The sequence below is a fragment of the Zhongshania sp. genome (assembly GCF_041584495.1).
Classification (GTDB): domain Bacteria; phylum Pseudomonadota; class Gammaproteobacteria; order Pseudomonadales; family Spongiibacteraceae; genus Spongiibacter.
Genome location: NZ_JBFHDY010000289.1, coordinates 1 through 1393 on the forward strand (window position 1 = coordinate 1; position 1393 = coordinate 1393).

Annotated in this window: 2 protein-coding genes; both read right to left on the reverse strand. The window is 51.8% G+C overall.

The genetic code is table 11. The annotated features are described in order from the left end of the window. Positions 1–247: 247 nt before the first annotated feature. Positions 248–1186 carry a glycosyltransferase family 2 protein gene (locus ABYP33_RS19210; protein ID WP_373092966.1) on the reverse strand — a complete coding sequence of 313 codons (939 nt, stop codon included), beginning with the start codon at positions 1184–1186 and terminating at the stop codon, positions 248–250. After that, positions 1183–1393, reverse strand: a 211-nt coding sequence (locus tag ABYP33_RS19215; protein WP_373092968.1) for a hypothetical protein, incomplete at its 5' end; no start/stop codon positions are given. The genes ABYP33_RS19210 and ABYP33_RS19215, both read right to left, overlap by 4 nt.

Below are 1393 nucleotides of genomic sequence, written 5' to 3' on the forward strand. Positions count from 1 at the left end.
GCCGATATGCTGTCAAGCGAATCAATGCCTGCCATTCTTCTGATTGAGGACGGAAGCAAGTTTCTCGGTATCATTTTGTGGTTCGCCTTTATCCTCGATCTGGCCAATCGCTATTTTGTCGATGTGATTTCGGCCCGCTCGATAACAGCACAGGCGGCAAAACGCTATTAGACAAGAAAAGAAACCCTTCGGTAGCTGCAGTGACACTCACCTGCAGCTACCTGATGTTACGAGCAACAGCTTAGCGCTACGCCGAACGACGAAACATCAAGCCACACCGAGCAAACCAGAAAGCCACCTCCCATTTGATTCGTCTTAGCGGTAGCATCCAGGTTCTCTGTTCAGCTAACAGACGTCGAGCTACAGGAAACTTTCGGGCCCTGATATTCAATTGAGCCAAATGCAGAAGATGGTTGGCCGTCAACTTGAGCATAAGCTCCCGACGTGGATCACCGGATGATTCGGCATAGTTTTTCAAACGCAAACTGAAAGGACATTCGCATTCCGGAACGTGCATAACGGAAGCTCTATTTTCAGCCTCAATTAGATAATGCATGCAAACACGGCGGCTGTAGGCAAAGGAATACCGCTGCCCCACGCGAATCCAGACATCCTGATCCTCACCAATTTTTTCCCTTGGCGGAAACCCCCCTACTTCATCCAACACCCGCTTGGGTATGCAGGTTGCCGATGTCATCGCAGGCAGTTCCCCGCTCGCTGCGGCTTCAAAGTAGTCGTATAGAAAACGCGTCTGCTTTTGGTAGCGGGCTGGAAAGTGCGGCTGAATAGGCGTGATGCTACCCGCTGGAGTGAAATGTGCAAAGGCCGTTGAAAAGCCACCTGCCTCGGGAAAATCCTTGATCAACTGGGCCATTTCGGCCAGAAGTTCGGGCAACCAAAGGTCATCACCATCCAGAAAGGCAACGTAATCGCTTGAACTGGCGGCAATGCCAGTATTGCGCGCAACCGAGACACCGCCGTTAACCTGCCGGATCAACTTTAATCCTGGAAAACCCTCCTGAATCAAAGTCTCAACACGGTCCGCTCCCTGATCAGTCGAACCATCGTCAACCACAATCACTTCTTTGGGCGGCAGTGTCTGCGCGCGAACAGAGTTAAGCGTGTCCACGATGTGGGCAGCTTTGTTATAGAGCGGAACAATGACTGAAAATTCAGGTATTGTCACAGCGCCTCCCAGTTCTTTAATGCCTCATCGCGCGCCGCTGCTATTGGCAGTGTCGGCTGGCGATAGCTGCCCCCCAAGATTTCGCCCCCCACCTGCGCAAGGTCATCGGGATCGAAGTTTGTACTGTCAAACGCATACCGCGTATCGTGCCCGCTGTCACGACACCAGTTTTCACATTTAGGGTGATAATTGAGACTGAGATAGGGA